Here is a 13148-nt window from a genome sequence, read left to right as displayed (position 1 = left end):
AGCTGCTTCATAGTCGCTGGGGTGTTTTTTATTGAAATTCTATTTATGCTTAGCCTTTTTTGTTCACATGTATAAAGCAAACATGTCTATAGCTGATCACGATGATGGGCTGTCGTAAAATCAATAGCAGGGCCAATAGGGATGATACGAGTGGGGTTGATATTGGCGTGGCTGGTGTAATAGTGCTGCTTGATGTGCTCCATATTTACTGTCTCAGCGATACCAGGCACTTGGTATAGATCACGCAGATAGCCCCACAGGTTTGGATAGTCGATAATGCGGCGTAGGTTGCATTTAAAATGCCCAACATAGACCGCGTCAAAACGAACTAAGGTGGTAAACAGTCGCCAATCCGCTTCGGTGATAGTGCTCCCTGTGAGGTAACGCTTATCTGCTAGGCGCGCTTCCAGTGTATCTAGCGCGGCAAACAGCTCAATCACCGCCTCTTCATAAGCCTCTTGTGTGGTCGAAAATCCAGCCTTGTACACCCCATTATTAATCGTCGTATAGACAAACGCATTGATATCATCGATTTCTGGCAATAACGATGCTGGCGAGAAATCGCCTGCTAGTGCGCCAACGTCGTCAAAAGCTGAATTGAACATCCGAATGATCTCTGATGATTCATTACTCACAATCGTATTGGTCTTTTTGTCCCATAAAATCGGAACAGTAACCCGTCCCGTATAATTGGGTTTTGCTTTAATATAAAGCTCATAAGCATAATCTGCATGGATAAGCGGATCAGGGATTACTCCCTCGCCCTCTGCAAACGTCCAACCATTCTCTCCCATGTAAGGGTTGACCACAGAGATCGGAATGATCTGCTCCAAACCTTTGAGCTTACGATAAATTAAAGTACGGTGTGCCCAAGGACAGGCTAGCGACACGTACAGGTGATAGCGATCAGGCTCAGCCTTAAACCCGCCTACGCCCGTAGGACCTGCACTACCATCTGCGGTGATCCAGTTCCTAAACCCGGCATCTTCACGCTCAAATCGCCCGCCGTTTTCTTCCGTGTCGTACCATTTGTCTTGCCACTTACCATCTACCAATAAGCCCATGTCATCCTCCGACTAGTTCTAATTTTCGTTGAATACCTAGTTGACACAAATGACTTTACATCATTGCTCTTATGACAACCACATTCGTTAGAGGAATATGATATCAGTTATAAGAGCTTACTCATTAATTTTTACGCTGTTATTAACAATAAAAACTAAACTGGTTAAAATAAATATTTAGAAAATATACATAAAAAGCATACTGTAGTATTTGATAATAACGCGTGACGTCAAATATTATGATAATAAAATAAGATAATTATAAAAAAGGCTTGCAAAGTCTGAAAAACTTGCTAAAATGCATGGCCTAAATAGGCGTATAGCTCAGTTGGTTAGAGCGCTACCTTGACATGGTAGAGGTCGTTGGTTCGAATCCGATTACGCCTACCAGATTCGAAAAGCCCCAATCTTAAGATTGGGGCTTTTTTTATGCCTGAGATATAAGGGCTGTGGCGGAATAGATAGATTAATATTAATTAGACTTTAGACCTTTCTACATTTAAACAATTAGCACTGAAAAATCTGTGTGCCCAAAATGTGCCCAAGTTGCGCCTTCCCTTAATTTTTCCTATTTATCAATATAGTCTTTTTGACCTCTACTCTAGTTGTTCTAAAACCACCCTAAAACTAATTTACTTTTCTTCATCTAGCGACTCGTTAGGTACATAAGTAAATAAATCACCTACCTCAATATTTAATGCCTCACAAATTTTATCCATAGTCTCGAAATCGATTCTTGATGTTTGCTCATTATAGATCTTGTGCATAGTCGACTTGCTAATTCCTGTCATTCTTATCAAATCTGCCACTTTCATACGCCGTTCAGCTAGTAGTACCGGTAAATTACATAAAATCATCAATAATTCCTCAATAGACTAAAAAAGTACTTGCATCGACTTACGATAGCTAGTAAAGTACTTCTATCGAACAACAAAATACTTTCATAAAATTATTTGTTATCTCGATAAAACAATCTAGTTATTTAATTGGCTTATAAGGAATTTATTATGTCACATACCTACCTAACTACCCAAGAGCTTTCTGAGCTCATTAAGTATAACCCTCGTACGATACGTAATGAGCTCAAAGATACTGTGCTTATCGAAGGTATTCATTACATCCGGCCGTTTGGTGGACGCAAAATTTTATATGTTTGGGAAGAGATCGAAAAAGATATGCGTACTGGTATTACCGGTAGCATCAACGCTATGGCACTACAATAAGGAGAACTATCATGGCTAGTATTAGGACACGTAAGGGTAGCAATATGCTATTTGTCGACTTTCGCTATATGAACAAACGCTGTAGGGAGACGACAAACCTCATTGACACGCCAGCGAATCGTAAAAAGCTTGAAAAAGTGATTGAAAAAATGGAAGCAGAGATTACCTTGGGCATATTTAGTTATGCTAAGTATTTCCCCAAAAGCGATAAATGCGATGAGATGATGGCGTTAAGTGATCGCAAGGACTGTCTTCAAAGTGACGTCCTTTCATTTAAGGAATTTGCGCTGCTATGGTTTTCTGAAAAAGAGATCGAATGGCGTGATACTTACAAACGTAAGATTAAAGAAATTATTGATATGTATTTATTGCCTAAGTTTGGCACTAAGCCTATTCATATCATAAAAAAGACAGATGTATTAGCCTTCCGTTCATCGCTCGCCAAAGTAACGTACGGAAAAGCTAACAAACATCTGTCAGCGGCACGCATCAATTCGATAATGGTACCTTTAGGTATGATACTAAAAGAAGCCTCTAAACGCTACCATTTTGAAAACCCTTACTACGATATTAAATCCCTTAAGGAGCCTAAGACTGATATTCAACCTTTCACGCTTGAGGAGGTTTGGACGTTCATTAACGGCGTTAGGGAAGACTATCGTAACTATTACTTAGTAAGATTCTTTACAGGTATGCGTACGAGTGAGATCGATGGCTTAACTTGGGAAAATATCGACTTTAATCGTCGCGAGATTGTCATTAAGCAAGCTTTGGTCAAAGGTAAGATCGTACCGCCTAAGACGCAGGAGTCTTATAGAGCTATTCAGATGTCTCCTTGGGTATATGAGGCCCTAGTGGAGCAGCAAGACATTACATACAAGCGTTCTGACTATGTGTTCTGCGCGCATACGGGTGAACCACTTGATTACAACAACGTGAATAAGCGTGTTTGGCATCCAACTCTTAAAATTTTAGGTCTGAAAAAGCGCAATGCTTATCAGACTCGTCATACTGCAGCGACGCTATGGTTGGCTGCTGGCGAAAGTCCTGAATGGATTGCCAGTCAAATGGGACACTCTACGACCAAGATGCTATTCAACACGTATAGCCGTTACGTACCGAATATGACTCGGCAGGATGGTAGTGCATTTGAGGCTTTAGTCAATCGTAGTCAATTGGTTCAATCCTCTGCTGACTAGGAGACGTCACAATGAAAATCATTAATTATGAAAAGCTGTTTAGCGAGTTTAAGCCTGATGGTGCTATCAGTGAAGATGCTAATGAGATTGCTAATACGCTCATTCGTGAACTTTTTATTCAATCTGGCACTGGTTTAGTACGCCTCTTAGGAATGAAACCTTGTTTTGATAATCATATGGCGATACGCGTATGGGTACAGAAACGTTTAGATGCTAATAGTGGCTATATAGTTGACGAGATGTTCAGCCAGTTAGAAAGCGAGCTTTATGTCCTTTTACCGCAAACCATCTATGGCTACTAAGGAGAATACTATGAGTATAAGTTTCGTGTTCGACCCAACGCTTAATGAGGCAGTTAAAGACTTTTGCCGTGAGTACTGGTCTTATAATTCGCCCGATAATTATCTCGCTCATGTAGAGATCCTATGTCAGTCTTACGGTATAAGCTACTCTTTACTGTTTAGGACACTCTCGAAGTGTCAGGCATATCTAGACGATGTGCATTGTGAGTACTGCGGTCGTCCATACGAGCTTGATGTACCAGCAGATATACCTTATGCAAGAAGTTTGCGCTCTTGGTTTTGCGAAGGGTGTATTAGCTTCTCAGGGGGACAGATTACTGTAAGTAGATAGACTACTAAGTGTAATTAATTACCAGATAACTTAGGTTATCTGGTTTTTTATTGCCTTTTAAATCTTTAACGACATTTGTTGTCGCGAATGCTTCAATTATATGTTGTTACCCTTACTAAATTAAGATATTGTTATCCTAAATATTTTAAACAACTTATGTTTGGATAATAGCGCACCAATGAAAAATCTAAATATTCAAAATAAGCAAGCAGACTCTCTTGAGCAGAAGTTTATTGCGCATGTACGGCAAAGTGATGGCGCTGAGCAGCTACTCTATGATCATTTAACAGGAACGGCAGAAATAAGTAGGGCGCTAGCCCTGAAAATCGGGCTGCCATTATCAGGTGAATTGATTGGACTGGTACATGACCTTGGCAAATACAGCACGGCGTTTCAAGAATATATAAAAGAGTGTGTCATCCATGATAACTATAAAGAATTGGGTTTAGATGAAGATGAAGAGGCTGAAATATTACGTAGAGGGAAACCAACGAAAGGCTCAGTGGACCACTCTACAGCGGGCGCTATTTATCTTAAAGAGCAGTTTGAAAAATTAGGCTCAAGTTATCTAAAAGCACATACACAACAAAAAATCCGCCGCTATGAGGGGCAACTACTGGCGGATATGATGTTCATTTGCGTGGCATCACATCATAGCGGTCTTGTTAATGTCGTCGGACAAAATGCCCAACCATATTTACTCAACCGCAAAAACAAACCTGAAGAAAAAACCCACTATACCCAAGCCCTAGAGCGTGCCAAGCAAGAGCAGCTGTTTGCGCAATTGGATGACAGCTTTAAAAAAGACACGCTAAAAGAGTTTCAAGGCATTGTCAAAAAAATCATGGTGGATAGTCGCGCTACGGACAAGCAAAAAGACTTTTATTTGGGATTTTTGACCCGCTTACTGTTTAGCTGTCTGATTGATGCTGACCGTAGTAACAGTATCGCCTTCGAACACCCAAATCAAGCCCATTTTTTAGACTATAAGCGACCAGACTGGCAAATCGCGATAGATAAAATCGAAACCCTTTATCAAGGCTTCGCTGATAAAGCAGAGCACAGCCCGCCAAACCCAATCAACGAACAACGTAACCACATCGCCCAAACCTGCCTACACGCGGCGCAGTCTGACCAAGGTATTTTTACTTTGACTGTACCAACAGGTGGCGGCAAAACGCTTGCCAGCCTGCGCTTTGCTGTGCAGCATGCTAAACGCCACAACCTCGACCGCATTATCTATATCATCCCTTTTACCAGCATCATTGAACAAAACGCTGCTGAGGTGCGCAAAATTTTAGAAGAAGAAGGCCCCAACGGTGTCTTTGATGGTCAATGGGTTTTAGAACAACATTCAAACCTAGAGCCTGACGTACAGACGTGGCAGAGCAAACTGATTATGGATAATTGGAACGCTCCCATTGTATTTACCACCATGGTACAGTTTTTAGAAAGCTGCTTTGGCGGCGGCACCAAAGGCGTCAGACGCTTGCATCAGCTAAGCCGTGCGGTGCTCATTTTTGATGAGATACAGACTTTACCAATGAATTGCTACTACCTATTTTGTAGCGCGCTCAATTTTTTAACCACCCATGCCAGCGCTACTGCTGTGCTGTGCACCGCCACCCAGCCCGTACTGGACAATTTACCGATAGCACACAATGGCAGCTTGAACTCTGCTACCGAAATCATTGGCGAGCGCACTCAGCTACATACCCTATTCGATACTTTGCAGCGCGTCGATATTCATGACCATACTAAAAACCCTCAAGATTTAGATGGCTTGACAAATTATGTTAATCATAATTTTGCTCAATTTAGCAGCACCTTGGTCATCGTTAATACTAAGACATGGGCCAGTCAGCTTTATCAGAAACTATCAGACACCGTGTCTGAAAACGAGCTATATCATTTAAGTACGTCCCAATGCGCTCGCCACCGTAAAGACTTATTAGACCAAATTAGAAACCGTTTAAAACAAGGTTTACCGACTTTGGTTATATCAACCCAACTGATTGAAGCTGGCGTGGATGTGTCGTTTCGTTCCATCGTGCGCTTTTTAGTAGGGCTTGATAGTATTGCGCAGGCGGCGGGACGCTGTAACCGTCATGGTGAGATGCGTGACGACCAAGACAAGCCTGTCAAAGGGCAAGTATTTATCGTACGTCCAGAGAGCGAAAACCTAAGTAAACTGCCTACCATCGCTCAAGGCAAGGCCATCATGAGCAATATTCTGTCCCAATGGGCGCATGACGCGTATGGCGATGTACATTTGCTGCACCCCGACATCATGCAGCAGTTTTTCCATCACTACTATCAGACCGAGCACGGTATAAAAGAAATGGCATATCCCATTAAAGACAGTAAAGGTAAATCTGCAGGTACCGAAACCTTATATAACTGGCTGAGCAGTAATAGCACCAATCCATTGACTAATAATAACAATGCGCAGCGGCATCAAGCCGAGCAATTTCCGCAGCTTTGGCAGTCCTTTATGGACGCAGGGCGCACCTTTAAAGCCATCGACGCACCAACCAAAGCCATTATTGTGCCGTACCTTGAGGAAGGACGGCATTTGATTAGCGCGCTTTGCAATACAAGCGTGAGTGACAGCCATTTTTATCAGCTGGTGCGAGACGCGCAACAATACAGTATCAATGTCTTTGCGCATACTTTTGATGCTCTATTTACCGCAGGCGCGTTACATACCGTCAGAGACACAGGTATTTTTATCTTATCTGAGGCCTTTTATGACGCTCAGATGGGACTTAATATTGAAGGAACGAGTGAATTGGATTTATTAGCGTTTTAGGACAGTTATGCAAACGCGCATCGCACTATATCAAAATACAAAATAAAAGGAGAAACTGTGAAAAACCAAATTGAATTTTTACTTAGAGGGCGTCATGCCCTGTTTACCGACCCCATCACTCGTATTGGTGGCGAAAAAACCAGCTATCATCTGCCGACTTATGAGGCGTTAAAAGGGGTTTGTAAATCTATTTACTGGAAACCCTCCATCATCTGGTATATCGACAGAGTGCGCGTCATCAATCCTATCCGCACACAAACCAAAGGTGTCAAGCCGATTAAGTTTAATGAAAGCGGTAACGACTTGGCGTATTACACCTATTTGCATGATGTCGCCTATCAAGTGCAAGCGCACTTTGAATGGAACATGCACCGCCCCGAGTTGGCCGCTGACCGCATTGATGGCAAACATTACAGTATTGCCCAGCGCATGCTGAATAAAGGCGGACGCCAAGATATATTTTTAGGTACACGCGAGTGCCAAGGCTATGTTGAGCCTTGCGAATTTGGTAGCGGTAAAGGTGCTTATGATGACGTTGATGAACTGGGTTATGGCTTGATGTTTCATAGTTTTGCCTACCCTGACGAGACTGGCTTGGACGCACTGCACAGCCGATTTTGGCAAGCCGTTATGCACTTTGGCGTTATTGATTTTCCAAAGCCTACTGACAACTTAACGCTAGATGCCCAAAACGGGATGCCAAACCGGTTTGTCCGCAATATGAGCGCCAAAGACTTTGCCCTTGATAATAACATGCAGTCAGTAAGTCAGACGGAGGCCTCGTTATGAGCTGGTTACAACGACTTTACCAAACCTATGAAGCCGCCAGTCAAAACGCCGACATCCAAGCGCAAGACCAGAAGCTGATGCCTTATTATCATGTCAATCAAAACGTGCAAATTGTCATCACGATTAATGACAAAGGTGACTTTGTCCGTGCTGAGGTGTGCCGCGATGATAATGGCAAAGTTAAATCAAAATACCTTGCCATTCCTGCGACCAATGACTCTGCCAATCGCACATCCGGTGCAGTAGCACATCCACTATCCGATAAGTTGCAATATGTTGCTAAAGATTTTTTTGATTACAGTCAGAATAAAAAAGATTTGTATCCATTATATGAAGACATATTATCTACATGGTGCAGCTCCGAACATTCACACCCCAAAGCACAAGCCGTCTTAACTTACGTTAAAAAAGGCACACTGGTCAAAGATTTAATCGACGCTCATGTTTTAATTACTGACCCTGATGACAGAAGTAAGCTTGCCTACCCTGAACAAGCCAGCGATTATCCCGATAGCATTTTAGCGGCGCTCAATAAAAACAAAGGCGTCTTCGATCAAGGGGCGGCATTTATTGCGTGGAATGTCATTGCCAGTAGTTTAGACACCCCCACTCAGCACGTCACCGAGACATGGCGTGATGACAGCTTGTTTGCCGCATGGCAGCAGTTTTACGCCACTTTAGACAGTACCGATGGCTTTTGTTATATCACTGGCAACACCAGTCCACTCGCCAGCAAGCACCCCAACCGCATCTTACGCAGCGCGACCAATGCCAAACTCATCTCTGCTAATGATGCGACAGGCTACACGTTTCGTGGTCGCTTTACCGATACAACAGGTATGCAGGCAGCAGGTATTAGCGCCGTGGTCACCGAAAAGGCGCACGCCGCGCTATCATGGCTGCTGTCGCGACAAGGACGCGAAGAAGCGGGACAAGCCATCGTCGCATGGTCAATATCAGGTATCGAAGTGCCGCAACCAACCAGCGTCGCCGCACCGCTGGACGTACTAGACGCATCTAAGACATCTGACAACGACAGTAATGACTTTGAAGAATATGACGATGACGAAGCATCAGACACAGAACCTACGTTTCAGCACCGTAACGACTTGGGTTATCGCTTTGCCACACATTTACGCAATACCTTACAAGGCTACCGCCAACAACTGCCCGAGCATCAGCAAATCTCTATTATTACCTTAGAAGCCGCCACCCCTGGACGTATGGCGGTGACGTACTACCATGAAAGTATGCCCAGTGAATATATAGACGCCTTACAAGCGTGGTATACGCAGTTTGCGTGGTATCACACTTATAGAGATGATGACAGCAACCAACAACGACTGGGTATTCAATCGCCTACCCCAAAGCAGATTGCACAGGTCGCCTATGGCGCACGCCTGTCCGATGCGCTAAAAAAACAAGTGGTCGCTCAAGTATTGCCCTGTATTGCTGAAGGAGAAGCACGCCGCTTTCCTAGACAGCTGGTCGAGCTGTGCATCAAACGCGCTTGTAATCCACTGGCACTTGAGCATTGGGAGTGGGAACAAGCGCTAAGTACGGCATGTGCCTTATACCGTGGCTATTATTTAAGACAATCAGACAATAAAAAAAGGAGCTATACCGTGGCACTACAACCTGAGCTTACCAGCCGAGACTATTTGTATGGACGTTTATTGGCAGTTGCTGAAGATATCGAAAGCCTCGCGCTATATGTCGCTGGAGAAAAGCGCAACACCACCGCCCAGCGCTATATGCAACAATTCGCCAACCGACCTTTTACCACATGGCGCAACATTGAGCTGGCACTAAAGCCTTATGAAAACCGCCTAAAATCCAATCGTGGCGGCTACTTGGCTAAAAAACAGCAGCTGATTGATGAAATTATGAGTGCATTTACCAGCGACCGTTTTACCGATGATTCAGCATTATCGGGAGAATTTTTATTAGGGTATCACAGCCAAAAAATGCAATTTAAATTAGACAAAGAGTACGCGAAAGCCGAAGTAGAAAATGATAGCGATGCTGCATAATCCAATCAGTGTCCAACAACACCCTATTTTTTAATGATAAATAAGAGGAAACCTCATGAGCACCAACGAAAATACCTTAAACCATAAAATTGATTTTGCCATCATTATTGAAGTGAATAATGCCAATCCAAACGGCGACCCCCTAAACGGCAACCGTCCTCGTACTGACTTTGCAGGAAATGGCGAGATTACTGATGTTTGTCTAAAACGCAAAATTCGTGACCGACTACAAGAGGCAGGCGAAACGATTTTTGTACAGTCTGATGAAAAAAAGACCGATGGCATGACCAGCTTAAAAAATCGTGCTTATGACGAAGACGTTGGTTTAGGCAAAAACGCCTTTGAAGCCAACAAAAAAGAAAACATTGAAGCCAAACGTGATGAAACAGCGCAAAAGGCTTGTGAGAAATGGTTCGATGTACGCGCCTTTGGTCAAGTGTTTGCCTTTAAAGCAGATAATAAGAATGCCGATGGTGTCTCTATTCCTATCCGTGGTCCCGTCAGCATTCAATCTGCCTTTAGCCTACAGCCTGTTGATATCACCAGCACCCAAATCACCAAAAGCGTCAGTGGTGAAGGCGATGGTACGAAAAAAGGCAGCGATACGATGGGTATGAAGCACCGCGTGGATAAAGGCATCTATGTGACTTATGGTGCGATTACGCCGCAACTGGCGGAACGTACAGGTTTTAGTGATGCTGATGCCGACAAGATCAAAGAGATACTCCCTAAGCTGTTCGAAGGTGACGCTTCCTCTGCTCGTCCTGAAGGCAGCATGCAGGTCAAAAAGGTCATTTGGTGGGAGCATAGCAGCAAATCAGGGCAACACTCATCTGCTAAGGTGCATCGTAGTTTAAAAGAATTGCTTGACGATAATGGGGCATTTGATGAAGACGCATTAAAATCAGCTTTAACAGGATTGGAGCCTAATATTATTGAAGGGTTTTAACCTTTAATTTTTCGTATCGTCATAGATATTGAGCAGGCGTAAACTATAAACGCTTGCTCACCTTTTTAATTAAAAAGGCGGACACAGATGCAAACCCTCTACCTATCCCGCTTGCAGCATTATTTGTTCTGTCCGCGTCAGTTTGCGCTGATTGAGCTTGAGTGCGCGTGGGCGGAGAATGTCTTTACTGCCGAAGGGCAAGTCATGCACGAAAAGGTCAACAGTGGCGGACACGATACGCGTGGCAATATAAAGACCGTGCGCACGCTACCGCTTGGCCATCGCGCACTTGGATTAGAGGGGGTTGCTGATGTGGTCGAATATCACACCGATGATACAGGCGCACAAATTCCGTTTCCTATCGAATACAAACGCGGTAAGCCCAAATCACATCGTGCGGATGAAGTGCAATTGTGCGCTCAAGCGTTATGTTTAGAAGACATGCATGGCTGCACGGTGCCACGCGGCGCCCTGTTTTATGGCAAGACACGTCGCCGTCATGCTGTTGAGTTTGATGAGGAGCTGCGGAAAATTACCCTAGATGCTATTAATGACTGTCGGCATATTATAGAAAGTGGGCAGACGCCAAAACCCACTTACAGCACCAGTAAATGCCGCAATTGCTCGCTCAAAGATATCTGTCACCCAAAGATTTTTAATAAAAATGCTAAGACTTGGCTTAGCAAACAAATCAATATGAGCTTAGAAGATTAAGGATCAGCGCTTCTGTGTACTTTACTGCTAACTTAGCTATTTTTTAGCCTTTCTACTTTTTGGTCTTTATAAGGAAAATCATGCGTCCACTCAAAAATACTTTATTCGTGCAAACCCAAGGCGCATGGCTCAATAAACAGGGCGAAAACGTCGTTATGAATATCGACTATGAGGTCAAAGGTCGCGTCCCTATTCATAAGCTCGATGCGATTGTCTGCTTTGGGCAAGTGTCAATATCACCAGCACTAATGGCACACTGTACCGATAACGCCATTACCATCACTCATCTCAATCAATATGGTAAGTTCCAAGCGCGTATCGAAGGTGCTGTCAGTGGCAATGTACTCCTTCGCCGTGAGCAATATCGCATCAGTGACGACCCTGAGCGCGTACAGCCAATCTGTCATAGTATTATCTTAGGTAAAGTCCATAATCAACGCCAAGTCATTCGCCGCTATCTGCGCGATTATAAAAGCCAGCTAGATGAGCCTACAATTAAAAGCTTGGATGGCGCACAGCAGCGTTTGGAGCGCGGTCTCAATAAGATATTGACTACGCAAAACTTACCTGACCTGTTAGGCCGTGAGGGTGAGATGGCGAGCGTTTACTTTAGTGTGTTTCCATATTTTATTCGCAACCCTGACTTTATCTTTCCTAAACGTACTCGCAATCCGGCCACTGATGCGGTCAATGCCTTACTCTCTTTTACTTATACTCTAATGACTCATGATTGTCGTAGTGCACTTGAGACCGTAGGACTTGACCCTGCATGCGGAGTATTTCATCAACTGCGTCCTGGACGCCCGTCACTAGCTCTTGATTTGGTAGAAGAATTTCGCCCTATCGTGGATCGCTTTGTATTATCACTTATTAATAAAAAGCAGCTGGGTAAATCAGACTTTAAGACTGAAGCGAATGGCGCAGTTTGGCTCAAGGATGAAGCAAGACAAACATTTTTTAAGGCATGGCATGATCGTAAGCAGCAAACCATTTATCATGAATGGTTTGAGGAAAGCGTGCCCTTTGGTTTACTACCGCATTTGCAGGCGACAATTATGGCGCGTCATATTAGGGGCGATATTGATGCTTATATTCCTTTTTTGTGGAAATAAATTGCTGCATAAAGAATAAATAAACAAGGAAGGTCATTATGATGATATTGGTCACTTACGATATCAGCTCAGAGGGTGCATCGAGTGCCAAACGTCTGCGCCACATTGCTAAGCATTGTTTGAACTATGGACAGCGGGTGCAATATTCGGTATTTGAGATTGAGGTTAATCCTGCTGAATGGACAATGCTTCGAGCCACGCTTGAGGATATCATTGATCATAGCGTTGATAGTTTGCGCTATTATTATCTTGGTAAAAACTGGCAAAATAAAGTAGAACACATTGGGGCAAAACCTGTGCTAGACTTAAACGATGTCTTGCTATTTTAGCCGTTATCATCATAAATAATCACTTTTAAACCTACTACTTGACTGTTATAAGGTCAATGCGAACCTATAGCTTACATAAAATCTCTAGGAGACTCGCAAAGGGACCGCAATGCTATTTAACAACTTGATTTTACTACCTTTATTTTCTCACATTAAAAACTTGGTAAGCAAGATGTTTGCCAAATTCGCCTACAGTTTAGATATTCGCATATTCCGAGGTTTTTTCTTAACTTTATTAGCGACTTAAACTAGGGGCTTTCGCACCCATCACGGGTGCGTGGATTGAAACTG

13 protein-coding genes and 1 tRNA gene are annotated in these 13148 nt (G+C 43.4%); 12 read left to right on the top strand and 2 right to left on the bottom strand.

The window, feature by feature from the left end; all coding sequences use genetic code 11:
• Positions 1-86 precede the first annotated feature (86 nt).
• Positions 87-1064, bottom strand: a complete 978-nt coding sequence (locus BLR43_RS02930) for a glutathione S-transferase family protein (RefSeq protein ID WP_093068682.1) — start codon at positions 1062-1064, stop codon at positions 87-89.
• A 313-nt stretch (positions 1065-1377) separates the two neighbouring features.
• Here BLR43_RS02930 and BLR43_RS02925 point away from each other — a divergent pair.
• Positions 1378-1454, top strand: a tRNA-Val gene (locus BLR43_RS02925).
• A 242-nt stretch (positions 1455-1696) separates the two neighbouring features.
• Here the strand turns inward: BLR43_RS02925 and BLR43_RS02920 are convergent.
• Positions 1697-1921, bottom strand: a complete 225-nt coding sequence (locus BLR43_RS02920; RefSeq protein WP_093068679.1) for a helix-turn-helix domain-containing protein — start codon at positions 1919-1921, stop codon at positions 1697-1699.
• Positions 1922-2071: 150 nt separating this feature from the next.
• Between BLR43_RS02920 and BLR43_RS02915 the strand changes: the two genes are divergently transcribed.
• The 11 genes from BLR43_RS02915 to cas2 all read left to right on the top strand — a co-directional run bounded on the left by BLR43_RS02915 (position 2072) and on the right by cas2 (position 12857).
• Positions 2072-2287 (top strand): hypothetical protein, encoded by a 216-nt coding sequence (locus tag BLR43_RS02915; RefSeq protein WP_093068677.1) that lies wholly within the window; start codon positions 2072-2074, stop codon positions 2285-2287.
• An 11-nt stretch (positions 2288-2298) separates the two neighbouring features.
• Positions 2299-3486 carry an Arm DNA-binding domain-containing protein gene (locus tag BLR43_RS02910; protein ID WP_093068675.1) on the top strand — a complete coding sequence of 396 codons (1188 nt, stop codon included), beginning with the start codon at positions 2299-2301 and terminating at the stop codon, positions 3484-3486.
• An 11-nt stretch (positions 3487-3497) separates the two neighbouring features.
• A complete protein-coding gene (locus tag BLR43_RS02905; protein ID WP_093068673.1) occupies positions 3498-3788 on the top strand; it encodes a hypothetical protein in 291 nt (96 codons plus the stop codon).
• A 10-nt stretch (positions 3789-3798) separates the two neighbouring features.
• Positions 3799-4119: a hypothetical protein gene (locus BLR43_RS02900; RefSeq protein WP_093068671.1), complete on the top strand. Its 321-nt coding sequence runs from the start codon at positions 3799-3801 to the stop codon at positions 4117-4119.
• Positions 4120-4297: 178 nt separating this feature from the next.
• Entirely contained in the window at positions 4298-6931 is a 2634-nt protein-coding gene (locus BLR43_RS02895) for a CRISPR-associated helicase/endonuclease Cas3 (protein ID WP_093068669.1), read from the top strand.
• 57 nt (positions 6932-6988) lie between these two features.
• Positions 6989-7720, top strand: coding sequence for a type I-C CRISPR-associated protein Cas5c (gene cas5c, locus BLR43_RS02890; RefSeq protein ID WP_093068667.1), 732 nt, complete (start codon positions 6989-6991; stop codon positions 7718-7720).
• Positions 7717-9753: a type I-C CRISPR-associated protein Cas8c/Csd1 gene (gene cas8c / locus BLR43_RS02885; RefSeq protein ID WP_093068664.1), complete on the top strand. Its 2037-nt coding sequence runs from the start codon at positions 7717-7719 to the stop codon at positions 9751-9753. Before cas5c ends, cas8c begins: the two co-directional genes overlap by 4 nt.
• A gap of 55 nt (positions 9754-9808) precedes the next feature.
• Positions 9809-10702 (top strand): type I-C CRISPR-associated protein Cas7/Csd2, encoded by an 894-nt coding sequence (gene cas7c / locus BLR43_RS02880; RefSeq protein ID WP_093068663.1) that lies wholly within the window; start codon positions 9809-9811, stop codon positions 10700-10702.
• 87 nt (positions 10703-10789) lie between these two features.
• A complete protein-coding gene (gene cas4 / locus BLR43_RS02875) occupies positions 10790-11416 on the top strand; it encodes a CRISPR-associated protein Cas4 (RefSeq protein ID WP_093068661.1) in 627 nt (208 codons plus the stop codon).
• 80 nt (positions 11417-11496) lie between these two features.
• Positions 11497-12528 (top strand): type I-C CRISPR-associated endonuclease Cas1c, encoded by a 1032-nt coding sequence (gene cas1c / locus BLR43_RS02870; RefSeq protein ID WP_093068659.1) that lies wholly within the window; start codon positions 11497-11499, stop codon positions 12526-12528.
• Positions 12529-12566: 38 nt separating this feature from the next.
• Positions 12567-12857 carry a CRISPR-associated endonuclease Cas2 gene (cas2, locus tag BLR43_RS02865; RefSeq protein WP_093068657.1) on the top strand — a complete coding sequence of 97 codons (291 nt, stop codon included), beginning with the start codon at positions 12567-12569 and terminating at the stop codon, positions 12855-12857.
• The last annotated feature ends 291 nt before the right edge of the window (positions 12858-13148 follow it).

The sequence above is a fragment of the Psychrobacter pacificensis genome (assembly GCF_900101915.1).
Classification (GTDB): domain Bacteria; phylum Pseudomonadota; class Gammaproteobacteria; order Pseudomonadales; family Moraxellaceae; genus Psychrobacter; species Psychrobacter pacificensis.
Note: the sequence above shows the minus strand (reverse complement) of the source record. Positions and strands in the feature narration are given on the sequence as shown.